General features: G+C 71.4%; 11 protein-coding genes and 1 tRNA gene. 8 read left to right on the plus strand and 4 right to left on the minus strand.

The features are described from left to right. Positions 1 to 23: 23 nt before the first annotated feature. Positions 24 to 3,296, plus strand: a complete 3,273-nt coding sequence (locus ACX80K_RS10200; protein ID WP_459271758.1) for an ATP-dependent helicase — start codon at positions 24 to 26, stop codon at positions 3,294 to 3,296. Next, positions 3,296 to 6,706: an ATP-dependent helicase gene (locus ACX80K_RS10205; RefSeq protein ID WP_459271759.1), complete on the plus strand. Its 3,411-nt coding sequence runs from the start codon at positions 3,296 to 3,298 to the stop codon at positions 6,704 to 6,706. The genes ACX80K_RS10200 and ACX80K_RS10205 overlap by 1 nt, the downstream gene beginning before the upstream one ends. Before the next feature lie 22 nt (positions 6,707 to 6,728). On the opposite strand, the gene ACX80K_RS10210 is transcribed toward ACX80K_RS10205, so the two are convergent. After that, entirely contained in the window at positions 6,729 to 8,210 is a 1,482-nt protein-coding gene (locus ACX80K_RS10210; protein ID WP_459271760.1) for a phosphotransferase, read from the minus strand. A gap of 163 nt (positions 8,211 to 8,373) precedes the next feature. On the opposite strand from ACX80K_RS10210, the gene nudC reads away from it, so the two are divergent. Genes nudC through ACX80K_RS10225 form a run of 3 tightly spaced genes read left to right on the plus strand, consistent with a single transcriptional unit; the run spans position 8,374 to position 11,997 of the window. Continuing rightward, positions 8,374 to 9,330, plus strand: a complete 957-nt coding sequence (gene nudC / locus ACX80K_RS10215; protein WP_459271761.1) for an NAD(+) diphosphatase — start codon at positions 8,374 to 8,376, stop codon at positions 9,328 to 9,330. Next, positions 9,330 to 11,438: an ATP-dependent DNA helicase UvrD2 gene (locus ACX80K_RS10220; protein WP_459271762.1), complete on the plus strand. Its 2,109-nt coding sequence runs from the start codon at positions 9,330 to 9,332 to the stop codon at positions 11,436 to 11,438. The genes nudC and ACX80K_RS10220 overlap by 1 nt, the downstream gene beginning before the upstream one ends. Continuing rightward, positions 11,425 to 11,997 (plus strand): M48 metallopeptidase family protein, encoded by a 573-nt coding sequence (locus ACX80K_RS10225; protein ID WP_459271763.1) that lies wholly within the window; start codon positions 11,425 to 11,427, stop codon positions 11,995 to 11,997. The genes ACX80K_RS10220 and ACX80K_RS10225 overlap by 14 nt, the downstream gene beginning before the upstream one ends. Before the next feature lie 132 nt (positions 11,998 to 12,129). Here the strand turns inward: ACX80K_RS10225 and ACX80K_RS10230 are convergent, their stop codons facing one another. Then, positions 12,130 to 13,575: a zinc-dependent metalloprotease gene (locus ACX80K_RS10230; RefSeq protein ID WP_459271926.1), complete on the minus strand. Its 1,446-nt coding sequence runs from the start codon at positions 13,573 to 13,575 to the stop codon at positions 12,130 to 12,132. 329 nt (positions 13,576 to 13,904) lie between these two features. Between ACX80K_RS10230 and ACX80K_RS10235 the strand changes: the two genes are divergently transcribed. The 3 genes from ACX80K_RS10235 to ACX80K_RS10245 all read left to right on the plus strand — a co-directional run bounded on the left by ACX80K_RS10235 (position 13,905) and on the right by ACX80K_RS10245 (position 18,423). Continuing rightward, a complete protein-coding gene (locus tag ACX80K_RS10235; protein WP_459271764.1) occupies positions 13,905 to 14,999 on the plus strand; it encodes a YlbL family protein in 1,095 nt (364 codons plus the stop codon). A gap of 232 nt (positions 15,000 to 15,231) precedes the next feature. After that, the gene (locus ACX80K_RS10240; protein ID WP_459271765.1) at positions 15,232 to 18,282 is read left to right on the plus strand and encodes a UPF0182 family membrane protein; all 3,051 of its coding nucleotides are present in this window, start codon (positions 15,232 to 15,234) and stop codon (positions 18,280 to 18,282) included. 67 nt (positions 18,283 to 18,349) lie between these two features. Then, a tRNA-Met gene (locus ACX80K_RS10245) sits at positions 18,350 to 18,423 on the plus strand. 97 nt (positions 18,424 to 18,520) lie between these two features. On the opposite strand, the gene ACX80K_RS10250 is transcribed toward ACX80K_RS10245, so the two are convergent. Continuing rightward, a complete protein-coding gene (locus ACX80K_RS10250; protein WP_459271766.1) occupies positions 18,521 to 19,909 on the minus strand; it encodes a cryptochrome/photolyase family protein in 1,389 nt (462 codons plus the stop codon). 111 nt (positions 19,910 to 20,020) lie between these two features. Further along, positions 20,021 to 20,815 carry a PspA/IM30 family protein gene (locus ACX80K_RS10255; protein ID WP_459271767.1) on the minus strand — a complete coding sequence of 265 codons (795 nt, stop codon included), beginning with the start codon at positions 20,813 to 20,815 and terminating at the stop codon, positions 20,021 to 20,023. Positions 20,816 to 20,859: the final 44 nt, after the last annotated feature.

A 20,859-nucleotide genomic window follows, 5' to 3' on the forward strand; every position in this document is an offset into this window, starting at 1 on the left:
GTGGCATGTGATGGTCTTGAGGCATGACCAGCACCCTCCCCGACGCTCCGGCGGCGTCCGCCGCCCCCCTCCCGGGAGGCACTCCGCCGTCCAGGCGGGGATACGACGCCGTCCTCGCGTCGCTGGAAGCCCTGGCCGGTCAGGTCCTCGTGCTCGGCGCTCCCGGCAGCGGGAAGTCCTCCCTCCTCACCGATCTCGCCGTCCGCCGCATCGAGGCGGGCGCCGTGGACCCCGAGGGGCTCCTCCTCCTCGCACCCACACGCGCCGCGGCCACCCGCCTCCGGGACGAGCTGACCGCGAAACTGGACCGCAGCATCAGCACCGCGCCCGCGCGCACCTGGGCGTCCTACGCCTTCGACCTCATCCGCCGGGCGAAGGCCGAGGGGCGTACTCCCCTGATCACACGGACGCCGAGGCTCCTGTCCGGCGCCGAACAGGACCTCATCATCAAGGAGCTCCTCGCCGGACACGGACGCGACGGGGCCGCCGCCCCCGACTGGCCGTCGGGGCTCGCCCTCGCGCTGCCCACACGCGGGTTCCGGCAGGAGATCCGGGACCTCTTCGACCGCGTCAGCGAGTACGGCGTGCAGGCCGACGACCTCGCCGCCTGGGGACACCGGTTCGACCGCCCGGACTGGGTCGCGGCGGCGGCGCTGTACCGCGAGTACCGCGACGTCCTGGACCTCCGGATGCCCGAGGCCTTCGACCCGGCAGGCATCCTCACGGCCGCCCGGGAGATCCTCGAGACGGACCGGGACTTCCTGGACCGGGAACGGGAACGGCTGCAGCTCGTCCTCGTCGACGACTACCAGGAGGCGAACCCCGCCGTCCATGCCCTGCTGGGACTGATCGGGGCGGGCAACGACGTCGTGGTCACCTCCTGCCCGGATACCGTCGCGCAGGGCTTCCGCGGGGCCCGCCCCGAACTGACCGGCCGGCTGTCCACCCTGTTCCGCCGCGGGAACGGCCTCACCACGGTGACCCTGCCCGCGTCCCTGACCATGGGGGACCGGCTCGCGGAGGCATGGGGCAACGTGGCGGCGCGGATCGCCACCACCGGCGTCAGCACCGCGTACAGGACGCCCCAGGGCGCCGCGCCCGGCCGTCGGACGGCCGGAGGACCGGCCGGAGGACCGGTCGTGTCCGCCCACGTGCTCGACAGCGTCTTCCACGAACAGAGATTCCTGACCCAGCGGGTGCTGGAAGCCCACCTGTTCGGTGGTCGGAGCCTCGACGACATGGCGGTGATCGTGCGGAACGGGGCGCAGGTGAGTGCCGTGCAGCGCTTCCTGACAGCGCAGGGCATCGCCGTGAACGTGCCGGCTGCCGAGACGGCCATCCGTGAGGAACCCGCCGTCCGGCCCCTGCTCGATCTCTACGCCGTCGTCGTGGGAAGGGCCGAGCTGGACACGGAGCTGTGCATCTCGCTGCTCACGTCGCGGATCGGCGGGGCGGGCAGCCTCGACCTCCGACGGCTGCGCCAGGTCCTGCGGCGCACGGAACTCCAGCAGGGCGGCGGCCGCACGAGCGACGAGCTACTCGCGGCCCTGTTCTCCGCACCCGAGGAGATCGCCGCGCTGCCGACGGAGGGCGCCCCCGTCCGCCGGCTGCACCGCATGCTCGAGGCGGCGCGCGCCGCGATCGCGGATCCGGGACGCGACCCGGAGACCGTCCTGTGGGCGCTGTGGTCGGCGTCCGGGCTCGCCCAGCAGTGGTCGTCCGCGGCCCTGTCCGAGGGGCCGTCCTCCGCGCGCGCGGATCGGGACCTGGACGCGATGATGGCACTGTTCACCACCGCGGAGCGCTTCGTCGAGCAGATGCCCGGCGCCGACCCCGAACTCTTCCTCGACTACATCCTCAGCCAGGACATCCCCATGGACACGCTGACGCAGCGCACCACGCGCCATGCCTCGGTCTCGGTCCTCACGCCCGCGAGTGCCGCCGGCCGCCACTGGCCGCTCGTGATCGTCGCCGGCGTGCAGGACGGCGTGTGGCCGAACCTCCGGCTGCGAGGAGAACTCCTCGGGTCGGGGGAGCTGCGCGCCCTGCTGGACCACGGCGAGTCCTTCCGCAGCACGCGGGACCCGGTGTCGCTGCTGCAGGACATCCGCTTCGACGAGCTGCGGACGTTCTCCCTCGCCGTGTCCCGGGCGACCGAGGAACTCGTCTGCTGCGCCGTCTCCTCGCAGGACGAACAGGCGTCCCAGTTCCTCGACGTGCTCGATCCCCTGCCGGTGGGCGTCGCGGAGAGGCCGCGCACCGAGGTGCTGCGGCCCCTCACCCTCCGCGCCCTGGTCGCCGAACTCCGCAAGTTCGCGCAGGACACCCAGGCCGGCCCTGCCCTCTCCCGCGAGGCGGTCCAGCACCTCGGGCGCATGGCCGCCCTCGAGCCGCCGGTGCCGGGTGCGCACCCGGCGCAGTGGTGGGGTGTGCTCGCGATGAGCAGCGAGGAGCCCGTGGTTCCACCGGAGCAGCCCGTCCCCGTCTCGCCCTCCAAGGTGGAGTCGGTCCTCACCTCGCCCCTCAGCTGGTTCGTCTCGGCCGCCGGAGGGGAACGGACCACCGATTTCGCCCGGTCCCTCGGCACCCTCGTGCACCAGATCGCGCAGGACCTCCCCGAGGCAACCGGCAACGAGTACGTCCGCGAACTGGAGCGGCGCTGGCCGCAACTGGGCATCAGGGACACGTGGGAGGGGCAGGCCGACTTCCGGCGTGCCGAGGGCATGGTGCGCAAGCTCGCCGCGTACGTGCTGTCCATGCGGAAGGCAGGGCGGACCCTGGCGGCCACCGAGGTCGACTTCTCGGTGGACCTCGATGTGCGGCTCGACGGAGCGGAGCGCGTCGCGCGGCTGCGCGGCCAGATCGACCGGCTCGAGCTCGACGCGGAGGGCCGCTTCGTCGTCGTCGACCTGAAGACCGGCAGGAGTGCACCCGTGGGCGCGGAGATCGCGCGCCACCCGCAGCTCGCCGCCTACCAGACCGCCGTGTCCGCGGGTGGGCTGCAGGACGCCGTCGCCTCGGACGGGACGGCACTGGTGGATGCGTCGGGGGCTCCGGGCGGTGCATCGCTCGTCCAGCTGGGCAAGGACTCTAAGGCGGTGTCCGTCCAGGAGCAGCCCCCGGTGGGTCCCGAGGACACCTGGGCGAGGACGATGATCGAGGATGCCGCAGCGCTCATGGCTGCCGCGACGTTCGACACCATCCACGATCCGCGGCGTTCGGGGTTCGGCGGCAGCGGCTGCCGACTGCCCGAGATCTGCCCGCTGTGCGAAGAGGGCAAGCAGGTGACCCAGTAGTGGCGTCGGGGACAGCGACCGCACGATACTCCGCCCGGGCACTCGCGGAGCTGCTGCACACCGAGTCCGACACCGCCGTGCCGTACCCCACGGAGGACCAGGCACGGGTGATCGAGGCGCCCCTGGAGCCGCTCCTCGTCATCGCCGGCGCCGGCTCCGGGAAGACCCGGACGATGGCGGACCGGGTGGTCTGGCTCGTCGCGAACGGCCTCGTGCGGCCCGAGCAGATCCTCGGCGTCACCTTCACCCGGAAGGCGGCCGGAGAGCTCGCCTCGCGGGTCCGGCAACGCCTGGCGCAGCTTTATACGGCGCTCGAGCGGGACGACGCCGCCGCGGGAGGGGACTCGCTCGACCGGCTCGACCCGGCCATCTCCACCTACCACTCGTTCGCCAACGGGATCGTGCAGGACTACGGGCTGCGCATCGGCGTCGAACGCGACTCGGTGATGCTCGGCACGGCCCAGTCCTGGCAGCTCGCGTCCACCGTGGTCGAGACGTACGACGGCGAGTGGGAACACCTCAGGGCCGCGAAGAGCACGCTCGTGAAGGCCGTCCTCGACATGGCGGGGGAGTGCGCGGAGCATCTGGTCAGTCCCGCCACCGTGCGCGCCGAGCTGCGCCGCCACATCGACCACGTCACCGCCCGGCCCTACGTCGCGGGGTCCACCAGGGCGACCACCCAGGATGCGTCCAGGCTGATCGACAAGCTGCGCACCCGCGTCACGGTCACGGAACTCGCGGAGCGTTACGCCGCCGCGAAGCTCGCGCGCCGGCAGCTCGACTTCGGGGACCTCGTGTCCCTCGCCGCGAGGATCGCCCGGGACATCCCCGAAGCGGGCCTGATGGAACGCGAGAAGTACAGGGTCGTGCTGCTCGACGAGTTCCAGGACACCTCGCATGCGCAGATGGTGCTGTTCTCCCGGCTGTTCGCCGACGGGCGCTCGGTCACGGCGGTCGGTGATCCGCACCAGTCCATCTACGGGTTCAGGGGCGCTTCGGCCGGTCAGCTGGCCACCTTCCGCACGGCTTTCCCGAGAGTGGTCGAGGCCGGACGCGCGCCGTCGGAGGTCGCCCACCTGTCCGTCGCCTGGCGGAACTCCACCTCGATCCTGGCGGCCGCGAACAGGGTGTCCGCGCCCCTCAACGTGCCGGCACCGTGGCTCCGCACCACCACGGTCCAGCAGGTACCCGGGCTGGTGGCGCGTCCCAAGGCGCCGCTCGGAGAAGTGACGCTCGGGCGCTTCCTCACCGACGCCCCTGTCGGCGCCGCGGAGCCGCTGCCCGAGGGGACACCGTCGGCGCGCCCCGCCCCGGCGCTGAGCGAGGCCGAGGCCATCGCGCGGGAGGTCCTGCGCCAGCGACGGCGCAGCTTCGAGACCGACGACGCCGGCGACCCGCTACGCCCGACCATGGCCGTGCTGTGCCGCGGCCGCAAGCAGTTCGACCCGATCCGGCGGGAGCTGGAGCGCGCGGGCGTGCCGGTCCAGGTCGTGGGCCTCGGCGGTCTGCTGCGCACCCCCGAGATCGTGGACCTGCTGGCCACCCTGAGGGTCCTCGGCGACCCCGACCGCTCGGACGCGATGCTGCGGCTGCTCTCCGGCGCGCGCTGGCGTCTCGGTCCGTCCGATCTCATGGCGCTCGGCGACTGGTCGCGGCAGCTCGCCCGGACGCGGGAGGCGATGTTCCGCCGCGGAGCCGCCGCCGGGGAGGAGCTCGACGACGAACAGGCCGAGGCCGCGGTCGTCGCCCCCGACCTCGCGGAGTCGGGGAGCCTCGTCGAGGCCGTCGACTACCTGCCCCCGGCGGACTGGGTGTCGTCGTCGGGCCGGTCGCTCGGCGACGTGGCGCGACGGCGGCTCGACACGCTCCGGCGGGAACTGAGGGGCCTCCGCAGTTTCGTGGGCGACGACCTCGGCACCATGATCGGGGAGGTCGAGCGCACGATCCTGCTGGACATCGAGGTGGCGGCGAAGCCCGGGGTGACCATCCACGAGGCGCGCCGGAACCTGGACGCCTTCACGGAAGCCGTCGCCGGCTTCGTGTCCACCGCCGAGCGGGTCGACCTGCCGGCGTTCCTGGCGTGGCTCGAAGCGGCCGACCAGGAGGAGGACGGGCTGCCCGTGACGCAGCTCGAAGCGAGCAGGGACGCGGTGCAGCTACTGACCGTCCACGCCTCGAAGGGGCTGGAGTGGGACGTGGTCTTCGTGCCCGGCCTCAACGACGGGTCGTTCCCCAGCGGCAAGGACTCCCGCTGGAGCAGCGGTGACGCATCCATCCCCTGGCCCCTGCGCGGAGACGCCGCGGAGCTCCCCCAATGGGACTGGGAGCAGCAGGACCAGAAGGAATGGCTGGCGAGTGAGAAGGAGTTCACCGACGAGGCGAGGGCCCACGCGGAGCGGGAGGAACGCCGGCTCGCCTATGTCGCCTTCACCCGTGCCAAGCACTCTCTCGTCTGCACGTCGTCGGCGTGGGGCGGGGGGAGGTCCCGGCCGTCGGGGGCGTCGTCCTACCTCCTGGAGCTGGTGCACCTGGCCGAGACGCAGGCCGCGGGTTTCACCATGCCGTACTGGCTCCCCGAGGACGACGAGGGGGACGCCAACCCCGCGAATGCGCGACCCGACCGTGCCACGTGGCCGTTCGACCCGCTGGGTGCGCGCCGCCCGGCGATGGAGCGTGCGGCGCAGGCGGTCCTCGAACAGGCCGCGGCGCCGGCCCTCGAGGTCGACGTGGACGGCGGCCGGTGGGGACGTGAGGTCCGGCTCGCGCTGGCCCGCCAGGCACGCGAACGGGAGCGGATGCCGCTCGTGCTCCCCTCACACATCTCCGCCTCGACGCTCGTGGAGCTGCGCGAGGACCCCGGAGCCGTGATGCAGCAGCTGCGGCGCCCGCTGCCGCGGCGGCCGGGCTTGGCCGCGCGCAAGGGCACGGCGTTCCACGCCTGGATCGAGGAGTTCTACGGGTCGAGCGGCATGCTCGATCTCGGCGAGTATCCGGGCGGGGCGGACGCCTACGTGGACGAGACCCTCGGACTGAAGGACATGGCGGCGATCTTCGAGCAGTCCGAATGGGCGCTGCGCGAGCCGGCTGCTATCGAGGCCCCGATCGAGACGAGGATCGGCAGCATCGTGGTACGCGGACGCATCGACGCGGTGTTCCGCGACGCCGACGGCGGCTGGGACCTCATCGACTGGAAGACGGGACGCCCGCCTGCTCCCGACCGGCGCGCGGCCAAGGCGGTCCAGTTGGCGGTCTACCGGCTCGCCTGGTCACGGCTGAAGGACGTGCCGCTCGAGAAGGTGAGGGCCGCGTTCTTCTACGTGGCGGACGACCTCGTGGTGCGCCCGCACGACCTCGCCGATGCGGCGGAGCTCGAGGAGATCATCCGGGCCGCGGACACGGCGGCGGGCTGACCGCCCCGGACCGCCGCGGGCGTCAGCTCCCGAAGGAGACGATCGGAAGGGCGGAGGTCGCTACGTCGTCGGGCGAGCCCGCGGACTGCTCCGTGTTCCGGAGCAGCGTCACCTTGGAGGAGGTCGCGGCGGTCCGCTGGCGACCGGCGGTGAGGCGGGCGTAGGCCAGCGAGGAACCCGACGCCGTCCCGTGGTCGTCGCGGTGCGCCTCCGAGGGATCTCCGGTGCGGCCGTTCTCCTGCGCCGGGGTGCTGTCCGGAAGCCGGTGGAACCGGGGGGCCACAGGACCGTCCGGATCGTAGGCATGGCTGCCGGTCCTGCCGTCGCCGTCCTCCGTCCACCCGTCGGGAGGCATGTCGGAGGCGGTCCGCGCGGCGATGCCGCGCACGGACGCGTCCGCGGTGGAGCCGGCCGCCGGCCCGACATCGGTACCGGGACGCCCCGGCACCCCCTGGGCCTGCAGGCCGCCGTCGTGCAGGCCATCGTCGTGCAGGTGAGCGCTGTCGTGCCCGGGCCCGTAGGAGTCGGTCCCCAGGTCGTCGCCCCAGGCGAGGCGTTCCTCCTGGGCGTGCCGCGCACGCTCAGCGGCCTCGTGCTGCTCCCGTTCGATGGCCTCCACGTCCGCCTCGAGCGTGGCCAGCATGCCCTCGGCCTCGCTGATCATCGCGGCATCCTCGAGTGCCACCCCGCGCACCAGCCACTGCGCCAGGGCGAACTCGGCGGCGAGGGCGGCGCGGCGGGAGAGGTGGGGGTCGACGGCGGACGTCCTCGCCTCGACGTAGGCCTCGTGGACGGCGTCCACGAACCCGGTGTCCTCCGCTGCGGCGAGCCAGGCGAAATCCTCGGCGGGATCGCTGATGCTCAGGTCGGTCCAGCCGGTCACGGCGGACACCCGTCCGCCGGAGACCAGCAGGTGGTCCTCGTGCAGGTCTCCGTGGACCACGGTGGGGCTGAAGCGCCACAGCGTCACATCCTCGAGGGCGTGCTCCCAGCGGCGCAGCAGGACGGCGGGGATCCGGCCGGTCGTCGCCGCCTGGTCGAGCTCGTTCAGCTTCCGATGGCGGTACTCGTCCGCCTCGTAGCCGGGCAGGTCGGCGCGCTGGACCATGTCCTTCGGCAGCTCGTGGATCGCGGCGAGGACGCGCCCGAGTTCCCGCGCCATGTCCGCGCCCGCCGCGGTCAGCGCGGCGAGGGGGCGGGTCGTCCCGGCGAGGTGGGAGTAGACGAAGGTGCTGAGCTCGCCCTGCCGGACGCTGCCCGCCATGTGGGGGATGAGGAACGGCAGTTCCGCCTTCACCGCGGGCGAGAAGGCGCGCAGGGCCTGCAGTTCCGTCTCGAGCCGCATGCTGGCTTCCGCGTGCCTCGGCGAGCGGACCCTCCACTGTTTCCCCGCGTCGTCGACCAGCAGGGCGGAATCGAAATCCGCCGCGTCGTCGGGAGCGCCGGCGACGCCCGTCGGGGCCAGGCCGGGTACAGCGGCGCTTGCGATGGCAGCAAGTTCCATGGGTGTCCGTTTCACAAGCTCCACCGTAGGGCGTCCGTGGTCCGCCCCACCAGTTCCGATGCGGCGCGTCGCCAGATGCACTACTCGTCTTGAGGCGTGCACTCCTCCTCCACCGGCCCCCGTGGAAATGGGTTTTGGGAGAGCGAGAACGTACCGTAGAAGCATGACCGATCCCCTCCGGACCCTCGTGCTGCCTCCCCTCGGATCGCTGCCGCTCTCGCGCACGGATTCCGACCGGGACGGTGACGCGAGGACCACCGCGAACCTCCTCGACGGGCTGTGGGCCTCGGCGGAGACGAGGGTCCTGCCCCTGGCCCGCGGGAAGGCTCCGGTGGACGGGAGCGCGCTCCGGCTCCTCGCACCGTCCGAGCTGCGGCGGCCCGAGCTCCTCGTCTACCTGGGGCGCATCGACGAGGGAGCCGCCGACGCCGGGAAGCGCGTCGTCGTCGCCGTCCTCGAGGCGGAGGATCCCCTCCTGGCACCCCTCGACCGGTGGCTGGGGCTGCGGGAGATCGCCGCGTCGCTCGACGCGCGCGACGCCGGGCTCTTCGTCGAGGCCGCGGCCGTCGCGAACTGGCACGCGACCCACACGCACTGTCCACGCTGTGGCACCCCCACCGTGGTGCGCGACGGCGGCTGGGTGCGCCAGTGTCCCAAGGACGAGTCGCAGCACTACCCGCGCACCGACGCCGCGATCATCGTCTCGGTGGTCGACGACGACGACCGCCTGCTCCTCGGCTCCGCCGTGGCATGGCCGGAGGACCGGTACTCGACCCTCGCCGGTTTCGTCGAGCCGGGTGAGTCCCTCGAGGCCGCCGTGATCCGGGAGGTCGGCGAGGAGTCCGGCATCGAGATCCGGTCGCCCGAGTACCTGGGCTCCCAGCCGTGGCCCTTCCCGGCGTCGCTGATGCTCGGCTTCACGGCGCGTGCGGTCACCACCGACGCCGTGCCCGACCGCGAGGAGATGCGGTCCGTCCGATGGTTCACGCGCGAGCAGCTCTTCACCGAGGTGCGGGACGGGAAGATCGCCGTCGCGGGCGGCGTCTCGATCGCCCGTGCCCTCATCGAGCGCTGGTACGGTGGGCCGCTGGACGAGGAGCCCTCGAAGGCGCGTCCCTGATGTCAGGCATCCTGCTCGAGGAGAGCATCCTCGAGGGGCTCGACGACGAACAGCGGACCGTGGCGAGCACCCTCTCCGGCCCCCTCTGCGTCCTCGCCGGCGCCGGCACGGGCAAGACCCGCGCCATCACCCACCGCATCGCGTACGGCGTCCACACCGGCGTCTACAAGCCGCAGCAGGTCCTCGCCGTCACCTTCACGGCCCGCGCGGCAGCGGAGATGCGCACGCGGCTCCGCGACCTCGGGGCGGGCGGGGTGCAGGCCCGGACGTTCCACGCCGCCGCGCTCCGGCAGCTGCAGTACTTCTGGCCCCAGGCCGTCGGCGGGCCCCTGCCGGCACTGGTGGACCACAAGGCCCAGCTCATCGCGGAGTCGGCGCGCCGACTCCGCCTCACGACGGACCGCGCCGCCATCCGGGACGTCGCGGCGGAGATCGAATGGGCCAAGGTGTCGATGCTCACGCCCGACGGGTACGCCGCCGCGGCCGCGGGGCGGGCGGAACCGGCCGGCATGGACCTCATCTCGGTGTCGCGGATCTTCTCGGCGTACGAGGACCTGAAGATCGACCGCAACCTCATCGACTTCGAGGACGTCCTGCTGACCACCGTCGCCATCCTCGAGGAGGACGAGAAGGTGGCCGCGACGGTACGGGCCCAGTACCGCCATTTCGTCGTCGACGAGTACCAGGACGTGTCCCCGCTCCAGCAGCGCCTGCTCGACCTGTGGCTGGGCGAACGCCGGGAACTGTGCGTCGTCGGGGACGCCAGCCAGACCATCTACTCGTTCACGGGCGCGACGTCGCGGCACCTGCTGGACTTCACGAAGCGCTACGAGGGCGCCCAGGTGGTCCGGCTCGTGCGTGACTACCGTTCCACCCCGCAGGTCGTCCGCGCCGCGAACACGCTCCTCGCGGCGAGGGGGGACGACGCCGACCGCCGCGCCGTCGGCACCACGTGGTCCGCGCCGCTGGAACTGATCGCGCAGCGCCCTGCAGGTCCGGAGCCGGTCTTCACCGAGTGCAGCGACGACGAGGCCGAGGCCGCGGAATGCGCGCGGCGCATCAGCGTGCTCCTCGACCAGGGCGTTAAGGCGAGCGAGATCGCGATCCTGTACCGCACGAACGGGCAGTCGGAGGCGTACGAGCAGGCCCTCGCCAGTGCGGGTATCGGATACCAGCTGCGTGGCGGCGAGAGGTTCTTCCAGCGCCGCGAGGTCCGCGACGCCCTGCTGCAGCTCCGGGCCGCCGCACGCACGCAGGGCGACGCCGACGTGCCCCAGCAGGTCCGGGACGTCCTCGCGTCGCTCGGCTACACCTCCGTCGCGCCCTCGAACTCCGGGGCGGTCCGCGAGAAGTGGGAGTCGCTCGCTGCCCTCGTCGGCCTCGCTGACGAGCTCAACAGGGTCCGTGGGCCCGAGACCTTCACCCTGCAGATGTTCGTCGCCGAGCTCGAGGAGCGGGCCGCGTCCCAGCACGCGCCGACCGTGCAGGGTGTGACGCTCGCGTCGCTGCACTCGGCGAAGGGGCTCGAGTGGGACGCCGTCTTCCTGGTCGGCCTGAGCGAAGGCCTCATGCCCATCTCGTTCGCCGACACGCAGGAAGCCATCGACGAGGAACGCCGGCTGCTGTACGTCGGGATCACCCGTGCCCGCATCCACCTGTCGCTGTCCTGGTCCACCTCGCGCTCGCCGGGCGGGCGGGCCAGCCGGAAGCCGTCACGCTTCCTCGATCCGCTCCGTCCCGCGACGGCCGGGCAGGCGACCTTCCGCCAGCCCCGCGCGAAGGCCACCCGCAAGCCCTCCGCGCCCGCCGTGTGCCGGGTGTGCAAGCGCCCGCTCCTCACCGGCTCCGAGCGCAAGATCGGGCGTTGCAGCGAGTGCCCGGCGACCTACCAGGAGGAGACCTTCGACGCGCTCCGCGCCTGGCGCCTCGCGGAGGCCCGCGACAAGGACGTACCCGCGTTCGTCGTCTTCACGGACGCCACGCTCGTCGCGATCGCCGAAGCGAGACCGGAGACGCTCGAGGAGCTCGGCGGACTGGCCGGCGTGGGCTCCGCGAAGCTCGAGCGGTACGGCGACGCCGTCCTCGGGATCCTCGGTGACGACGCCTGACGCCGACCCGTCGGGCGCCGCGCGGCTGCCGGTCGAGGTGCGGCGCTCCGCACGCCGGAAGAGGACGGTCAGCGCCGACATCCGGGACGGGGTGATCCGCATCTCGATCCCGGGCCACTTCTCGGCAGGCCAGGAGCGTCACTGGGTGGAGCGGATGACGGCTCGCATGGCCGCCAAGTACCTCGACGGCCCCGCGATCGCCCACGATCAGCCCGTCCCCGAGCTGCTGCAGCGGGCCGAGCGGCTGGCCCGCCAGTACCTCGGCGGTAGAGGCGTACCCGCGAGGATCGGGTGGGTCACCAACCAGAACTCGCGGTGGGCATCCGCGACGCCCGCCCACCGGTCCGTCCGTCTCTCGCACAGGCTGCAGGGCATGCCCGAGTGGGTGGTCGACTACGTGATCCTCCACGAGATGGCGCACCTCGTGGAGCCTTCCCACAATGCGGTCTTCTGGAGCCTGCTCACGTCGTATCCGCGCACCGAGGCGGCGAAGGCCTTCCTCGACGGCGCGGCCTTCGCCGCGCACCGCAACCTGTCGGGCGACGTGGAGGAGCTCTAGGACCGAGGCTCTACGACCGAGGCTCCTGGACCGAAGCTCTTGGACCGAAGCTCCTGAACCGGACGACGAGTGACGGGCGGAGGCCGGGGTGATCACGGGCCGACGGGGCGTCGGCCGGGTGCCGCCCGGCGCTCAGCCGGCCTTGGTGCCGTCCGGGTCCGTCTCCGTATCGGGGTCGTCGCCCGAGTCGTCCCCGGAACCGGCCGGAGGCGTCCGCCCGTCCTGGTCCGTCGGAGCCGCACCCTCCGGAGCTCCCGCACCCGGGGCGCCATCCGCCGGGGTGTCGCCGTCCTGCTCGAAGCCCCCGGCGAGGAGCCGCTGGAGGGCCGCATCGACGTCGGCGTCCGACGACTCGATCAGCCGGCGGCGCTCCGAGAACCCGGCCGGATCGTCGAGGTCCTCGGCGGTGGGCAGGAGGTCGGGGTGCTGCCAGAGGGCGTCGCGGCCCTCGATGCCGCGGTCCTCGAGCAGGAGGGCCCAGAGCGCGGCGGCATCGCGCAGGCGGCGGGGCCGCAGTTCCAGTCCGACCAGCGCCGCGAACGCGTGCTCCGAGGGTCCGCCCGTCGCCCGACGGCGACGGACCATCTCGCGCAGTGCCCCGGCCGACGGCAGGTTGGCGGCCGCTGCCGCCGTCACCTCGTCGACCCAGCCCTCGACGAGGGCGAGCGTCGTCTCGAGCCGCACGAGGGCGGCGTCCTGCTCGGGGGTCCGCTCCGGCATGAACACGCCCTGGGAGAGCGCCCCCTGGAGGCTCTCGGGATTGGTCGGGTCGATGTCCCGTGCGGCCTCCTCGATCTTCCCCATGTCGATGTGGATGCCCCTCGCGTACCGCTCGATACTCCCGAGCAGGTGGCCGGTGAGCCACGGGATATGCGTGAACAGGCGCACGTGGGCCGCCTCGCGCACCGCCAGGAAGAGCTGCACCTCCTGCTCCGGGATGTCGAGCCCGACACCGAACGCCGCGACGTTGGCCGGCAGGAGCGCCATCCGTCCGTCGGCGAGGGGGACGCCGATGTCCGTCGATCCCACGACGTCCTTCGAGAGCGCGCCCACCGCCTGGCCCAGCTGCATGCCGAACATGGCACCGCCGACGTTCTGGAGCATGGAGGCGGGGCCGCCCATCATGCCCATCATCGACTTCATCTCCTCGGGCAGCTGCTCCGAGATGACGTCGGAGAGCGCCTTCGCGATGCTCGTCGCGACGGGCTCGGTGAGGCGGCGCCACGTCGTCATGGTCGCCTCCACCCACTCGGCGCGCGACCACGCCCGGCCCAGCTGGCCCGTGCTCGGGAAATCCGTCACCGGGTCGAGCCACATCTCCGCGAGCTTCAACGACTCGTCGACGCTGCGCCGCTGCAGTGCGGTGACCGAGGGATCGTTGTCGGAGGCGGCGACGCGACGCGCCTGCTCGTGCGCCATCTGCCAGTTCACCGGGCCCTCGCTCTGGGAACTGAACATGGCCTGGACCTGCTGCATGATCATCGCCATGGCAGCGGGGTCGGAGGGCAGGCCGGCCGCCTTCGCGATCTCCTGGGGATCGAAACCGCCGGCCCCTCCACCGAACATCTTCGCCAGCATCTCGGACAGCGGATCCTGGGGCGTGTCGTCGTCGCCGTTCGAGGGATTGGATGGGTTGGTCACTGATACCACCGGTCCTGGGAGTAGCTTGGGGTCCGGCAGGAGGGGCTGTGCTCCTCCGGCCGGCTGTGCGACCCACGCTACCGGCCCGGCCTCACCGGTGTCCCTTGCCGCGGAAGCCGTTCGCTGAGGGCAAAGAGCTGCCGGGGGAGGGCACAGGGCAACCCCTCCCGGGAACGTCGCCAGTGAAAGCGTCTACCCTAGGGGTGCCGGGCGCGTGCTGATCCCCGGGGTTCGGTGCGCGATGGCGCCCTACAGAGAGAAGACCAGTGACGCAGCCTGTCCACGTCGAGACCTACGTCCCCGAGGAGCCCACGGGGCCGAGGGACCCGCGCTTCCGCGCGATGGCGGTCTCGGGGGGTCTCGCCGTCGCCCTCTGCGCCGCGGCCGTCCTCCTGCCCGCGCCGTACGTCCTCGAATCGCCCGGCCCCACCTTCAACACGATCGGTGAGGTGGACGGGCAGCCCCTGATCCGGATCGAGGGCCGGGAGAGTTTCCCGCCCTCCGGCCAGCTCGACCTCACGACGGTGTTCGTGAACGGCGGGCCGAACGGGCCGGTGAACATCCTCGACACCTTCCGCGCCTGGGCCGACCCCAGCGCGAACGTCCTGCCCGAGCAGCTGGTGTACCCCGAGGGCACGACGTCGACCGACGTCCAGCAGCAGAACGCGGTGGCGATGACGTCCTCGCAGGAGTCGGCGATCGCCGCGGCGCTCGCGCACGAGGGCATCGAGTTCACCGAGGAGCTGTCCCTCGCCGGACTCGCCACCGGCGCCGCGTCCGAGGGGACCCTGCAGGAGGGTGACATCCTCCGCACCGTCGACGGGGAGGAGGTCGAGAACATCACGACCCTCCGCTCTGCGCTGAGCGACGCGCAGGGAGCGCCTGCTGCCCTCTCGATCATCCGTGACGGAGCGCCGATGGACGTCTCGGTCACACCCAGGAAGTCGGACGAGGGCGACTACCAGCTGGGCATCCTGCTCGCCTCCACGTTCGACTTCCCGTTCGAGGTGACCATCCAGCTGGACAACGTCGGTGGTCCGTCGGCGGGGACGATGTTCGCGCTCGGGATCATCGACACCCTGACCGAGGGCGACCTCACCGGAGGCCGGCATTTCGCGGGGACGGGGACCATCGACTCCGCGGGCGCCGTCGGCCCCATCGGCGGCATCGCCCAGAAGCTGGTCGGAGCGCGCGCCGACGGCGCCGAGTTCTTCCTGGCCCCCGCCGAGAACTGCGGGGAGGTCGTCGGCAACATCCCGGACGGCCTGACCGTGGTCAAGGTGGAGACGCTCGACGAGGCCGTGGACGCCGTCGAGGCGCTCGGGGCGGGTGAGGGCCCGGCGGGGCTGCCCGCGTGCTGACCGGACGCCGACCACGGAGGGGACGGGGTGCAGGGGCCGCACGACACGGTTGGGTGACGATCCGGAGCCGGTGTGCCCCTCCGGGAACCTAATTGGTCCGGCCGAACGTGAACAGGGCAGAATGAGACCACGAAGGGCGGAACCGCGCGCTGTCGTCTGCCCGTCCGCGGGCCGGGGGAGCGGCGTGGGACACCCGTCGTCGTGACCCGCAGCAGCTAACGATGAGGTAGATGTGACATCCGGACCAGATCGTCCGTTCGGCAGTAGGCCGAGCCCCGCAAGTGCAGCCAGGAGCCGTCGGCGCAACCCGCTGATCCCGACCATCATCGTCGTCGCGGTGATCGTCATCGCCTTCGTCTACCTGTCCCAGGTCTACGCGGACGTCCTCTGGTACCAACAGCTCGGGTTCCTCGAGGTCTTCGTCACCGAGAACCTGGCACGGATCGTGCTCTTCATCCTGGCGTTCCTCATCATGGCCGGCGCCGTGTACACGAGCCTCCGGATCGCGTTCCGGAGCAGGCCGATCTACGCGCCCGACAGCGCCATCCAGGACAACCTGAACCGCTACCAGGCGCAGCTCGAGCCGATCCGCCGCCTCCTGATGCTCGGCATCCCCGTCGTCCTCGGCGCCTTCGCCGGCACCGCGGCCTCCTCCCAGTGGCAGGAGGTGCTCCTCTTCCTGAACCAGGAGCCGTTCGACAAGCAGGACCCCGAGTTCGGCATGGACTACGCGTTCTACATGTTCACGCTGCCGTTCCTGAGCTTCGTGACGGGCTTCCTGATCAGCGTCGTCATCATCAGCGCGATCGCCACGGTTCTCACCCACTACCTGTACGGGGGCATCCGGCTCGAGGAGAAGGGCCTGTTCACCACGAAGGCGGCCCGGATCCAGATCGCCGTGGTCGCGGCGCTGTTCCTCGTCCTGCAGGGCGTCAACTACTGGCTGGACCGTTTCGACACCCTGCTGAACCAGGGCACCTGGGCCGGTGCGCTGTACACCGACGTCAACGCCGTGATCCCCACCAAGGCCATCCTCGCCGTCGCGGCGCTCATCGTGGCGGCCCTGTTCATCGCCTCGGCCTTCCTCGGCCGCTGGCGGTTGCCGCTCATCGGTACGGCGATGCTCATCATCACCGCGCTGCTCGCCGGTGGGGTCTACCCCTCGATCGTCCAGCGCTTCCAGGTGCAGCCGTCCGAGCTCGACGCCGAGCGCGAGTACATCGACCGCAACATCGAGATGACGCGGGAGGCGTACGGCCTCAATCAGGTCGAGGTGGAGCCGTACACGCCCACGGACGTCCCCGAGGCCGGGGCCCTCGGCGACGACGGCCAGACGACCGCGAACATCCGCCTGCTGGACCCCAACATCGTGTCGGACGCCTTCAGCCAGCTCCAGCAGTTCCGGCAGTACTACCAGTTCCCGGAGACGCTCAACGTCGACCGCTACGAGATCGACGGCGAGGTGCAGGACACCGTCATCGCCGTGCGCGAGCTCGACACCAACGGCGTCCCGGACGGCTGGGTCAACGAGCACGCCTTCTACACGCACGGGTACGGCGTGGTGGCCGCCGCAGGCTCGACCGTGCAGCCCGACGGGCGGCCCTCGTTCCTGCAGTCGGGCATCCCCTCGACCGGCGTCCTGGGCGACGACACGACCTACGAGCCCCGCATCTACTTCGGCGAGGAATCACCCGAGTACTCGGTGGTCGGAGCCCCGGAGGGCAGGCCCGCCGCGGAGATCGACAGGCCGCAGAGCGAGAACTCGGACACGGATTCGCGCACCACGTTCAGCGGCGACGGCGGACCGGAGGTGGGCAACCCCTTCAACCGCCTGGTCTACGCCCTGAAGTTCCAGTCCACCGATCTCCTGCTGTCCAACCAGGTGACCAGCGAGTCGCAGATCCTCTACGACCGCGACCCCGTGGAGCGCGTCCGGAAGGTCGCCCCCTACCTCACGCTCGACGGCAACAGCTATCCCGCCATCGTCGACGGCCGGGTCAAGTGGATCATCGACGGCTACACGACCAGCGCGAACTTCCCCTACTCGACGGAGCAGGAGCTCGAGTCGGCCACGCAGGACTCGCAGACGGCGGAGGGCCTCGCCACCGCGCTGCCCGCCGAGCAGGTCAACTACATCCGGAACGCCGTCAAGGCCACCGTCGACGCCTACGACGGCTCGGTGGACCTCTACGCGTGGGACGACCAGGACCCGGTCCTCAAGTCCTGGCAGAACGTCTATCCGTCCTCCCTGCAGCCCTTCAGCGAGATGTCCGCGGACCTCATGGCCCACGTGCGGTACCCCGAGGACCTCTTCAAGGTCCAGCGGGAACTGCTGGCGCGCTACCACGTCACCGAGACCGACGCCTTCTTCTTCAACAGCGAGGCATGGAACGTCCCGGCCGACCCGGGAGCGACCTCGGAGGGCGCGACGACGACGGCGACGACCGATCGGCAGCCCCCGTTCTACCTCACGCTCCAGATGCCCAACCAGGAGCGGGCCGCCTTCTCGCTGACCACCCCCTTCATCCCGTTCGTGCCCGCCGGCCAGACCCCGAGGAACGTGCTGTACGGATTCCTCGCGGCCAACGGCGACGCCGGGACGGGGGAGGACGGCGTCAAGAGCGAGGACTACGGCCGGCTGACCCTGCTGGACAGTTCCGGACAGGACTCCGTGGTCGGCCCCGGCCAGGCCCAGAACCTCTTCAACTCGGACACCGAGGTGTCCCAGGAGCTGAACCTCCTGCGCCAGGGTGCGTCCGAGGTGATCAACGGCAACCTGCTGACCCTGCCGATCGGCGGAGGCATCGCGTACGTGCAGCCGGTCTACGTGCAGTCCTCGGGGAGTTCGTCCTTCCCGGTCCTGCGACGCGTCCTTGTGAGCTTCGGCGAGAACGTCGGGTTCGCCCCGACCCTCGCCGAGGCCCTCGACCAGGTCTTCGGTGGACGCTCCGGCGCGACCACGGGCGACCAGGAGAACGTCGGCGAGACGCCCGAGGACCCGGCGACGCCGCCCACCGAGGGTGGAGCCACCCCGGCGCCCGCGCCGGCGCCCACGCCGGCCCCGACCCCGTCCGAGGGCGGGACGCCGGGCGGTGCCACCGGCGATCCGGCGGCCGACCTGCGGACGGCCCTGGACGATGCGAACACGGCCATCCAGGACGGCAATGCAGCGCTCGCCGCCGGTGACTTCGCGGCGTACGGCGAGGCGCAGGAGCGCCTGCAGGACGCCCTGCAGCGCGCACTCGACGCCGAGGAGCGCGTCTCCGGAGCTACCGGGGAGTAGCCGGAGGGGGTCGGGCAGCCGCCCGATTTGCCTCTGGGCCCCGCGGCCGGTAACGTTGGTTACACGCCGCGGGGTGGAGCAGTTCGGTAGCTCGCTGGGCTCATAACCCAGAGGTCACAGGTTCAAATCCTGTCCCCGCAACGAAGAGAAGTCCGGTCCACCTCTGGTGGGCCGGACTTCTTGCTGTTCAGGGTCGGTGATCCGGTTGCCGGGCCCGTGAGGGCCCGACGCGTGGGACCTACCCCTCGGACAGGGCCTTGTAGGCGCTCAGGGCCCGCTGCCGGCTCTCCTTGAGGTCGACCACGGGATCCGGGTACCCGGGCGCTGTACCCTTCCACGGCTCGTGCACGTTCTGGGCATCGGCGAGCTCCGGGACGAACCGGACGAGGTACGCCCCCTCGGGGTCGAACTTCTTGCTCTGCAGCACCGGGTTGAAGATCCGGAAGTAGGGGCTGGCATCGGCGCCGGATCCCGCGACCCACTGCCAGCTCGCGGCGTTGCTCGCGGCATCCGCATCGACGAGGCAGTCCCAGAACCACTTCTCGCCGATCCGCCAGTCGATCATGAGGTTCTTGATGAGGAAGGACGCCGTGGCCATGCGCACGCGGTTGTGCATCCAGCCGATCTCCCACATCTGGCGCATACCGGCGTCGATGAGCGGGTAGCCCGTGCGGCCCCGTTGCCAGGCCTCCAGCTCCGCCTTCGTGGAGCTCTCCCAGGCGAAGGCGTTGAACTCGGGACGGTAGTTGACGGTGGCCAGCTCGGGGTTGAAGTACAGCAGCTGCCAGCTGAACTCGCGCCAGCCGAGTTCGGCCCCGAACACGCGCAGGTCCTCCGCCGTCGAGCTGTCCTTGCGGTCCTGCGCCGCGTGCCACACCTCGAAGGGGCTGATCTCCCCGAACCGCAGGTGCGGCGAGAGCCTGCTCGTCCCCTGCAGTGCCGGCCGGTCGCGGTTGTCCTTGTACCCGTGGGCGGCATCCTCGAGGAAGTCGTCGAGGCGTGCGTGCGCACCGGCCTCGCCGGGCGTCCACGTCTCGCGGAGTCCCTGCGCCCAGTCGGGGGTGGGCAGCAGCCCCCACGCGTCCAGGTCGTCGGAGGCCAGTCCGGGCCCGTGGAGGGACTCCGGCGCCGGTAACGGCCTGCGCGGCGTGCGGAACGTCAGGCACGCCCGCCAGAACGGCGTGAACACCTTGTACGCCTCGCCGGAGCCCGAGGTGACCTCCCACGGCTCGTACATCAGGTTCGCCTGGTAGCTCGTGGCCTCCACGCCCTGGTCGGCGAAGGACGCCTTCAGCGCGGAGTCCGTGGTCCGCTCGACGAGACCGTACCTCCGGTTCCAGACGACGGCATGGGCCGAGGCCTCCTGCACCAGGCCCGGCAGCACCTCTCCCGCCGCCCCGCGGCGCAGGACGAGCGGGATGCCGAGCTCGGCGAGTGACGCGGCCAGCGCCGCGAGGGAGTGGTGCAGCCACCACCGTGATGCGCCGCCCAGGGGGCGGATGCCCTCCGTCCCGTCGTCGAGCACGTAGCAGGCGACGACGTCGTCCCCGCTGTCCGCCGCGGCGGCGAGCGCCGGGTTGTCGGAGATTCGGAGATCGTCGCGGAACCACACCACTGTCAGAGCCATGCCCTCAATGTACCGGCGGGCTCTGACACGGGGGACGGTCCGGAGGCGTACAGCACAGGGGAACCGCGGCCGGGCGGCCGCGGTTCCCCTGTGCGATGCGGATTCCGTGCGTCAGTAGGCGATCTCGCCCGTGGTGGCCGGCGTCCCGGCCTTCGCGTCGTCGTCCGCGCCCTGGCCGATCGCCGACTGCGTGCCCGCCCCGGACTTCAGGGCCGCGAGGCGCGCCTCGATCTCCGTCTGCTCGCCGAGGTCCTCGAGGCTCTCGAACTGGACGTCGAGGCTCGACGACGCCAGCTCCTGCTGCCCGCGGACCCGGGCCTCCTCGCGCCGGATCTTCTCCTCGAAGCGGCCCACCTCGCTCGTGGGGTCCATGAAGTCGATGCTCTTGACGGCGTCGTGCACCTGCTGCTGCGCCTGCGCGGTGCGGGCACGGGCGATCAGCTGGTCGCGCTTGACCGTGAGCTCGCCGAGCTTGCCCTTCATCTGGTTGAGGCCGTCCTTGAGCTTGTCGACGATCTCGGTCTGCGACGCGATGGTCGGCTCGGCACCCTTCGCCTCGTTCTCCGACGACATCTGCCGCTGGATGGCCACCTTGGCGAGGTTGTCGAACTTCTGGGCGTCCGTCGTGTCACCGGAGGCGCGGTACTCGTCGGCCTTGCGCGAGGCGGCGAGGGCCTTGTTGCCCCAGCTCCGCGCGTTCTCGATGTCCTCGTTGTAGTCGTCCTGCATCATGCGGAGGTTGCCGATGGTCTGTGCGACGGCGCTCTCGGCCTCGGCGATGCTGTTCGTGTAGTCGCGGACCATCTGGTCGAGCATCTTCTGCGGGTCCTCCGCCTGATCGAGCAGCGAGTTGATGTTGGCGCGCGTGAGCTGGGCGATCCTGCCGAAAATTGACTGCTTTACCATTGATTTCCCTTTCGATTCTTCCTGAGAGTGCTGTGTCCTGCTGG

Source organism: Arthrobacter sorbitolis (genome assembly GCF_054510995.1).